The 233-nt window shown below is 67.4% G+C and carries 1 pseudogene; it reads left to right on the forward strand.

What is annotated here, in order from left to right:
• A pseudogene (locus R0J88_RS23775) lies at positions 1-212 on the forward strand (ribonuclease PH); the annotation flags it as partial.
• Between the last annotated feature and the right edge of the window lie 21 nt (positions 213-233).

Here is a 233-nt window from a genome sequence, read left to right on the forward strand (position 1 = left end):
TGCTCGACCTCGACTACGCGGAAGATTCGCGCTGCGACACCGACATGAACGTCGTGATGACGGGCGCCGGCGGCTTCGTCGAAGTCCAGGGCACCGCCGAAGGCGTGCCGTTCTCGCGCGCCGAGATGAACGCGCTGCTCGACCTCGCGCAAAGCGGGATCGGCCAGCTCGTGCAGTTGCAGAAGGACGTGCTGGGCGCCGGCCATGTCTGACGATCGCACCCTCGCGCCGTT

Origin of the sequence: Pseudoalteromonas sp. SIMBA_162 (assembly GCF_046535955.1) — a bacterium.
GTDB classification, from domain to species: Bacteria; Pseudomonadota; Gammaproteobacteria; order Enterobacterales; family Alteromonadaceae; genus Pseudoalteromonas; species Pseudoalteromonas marina.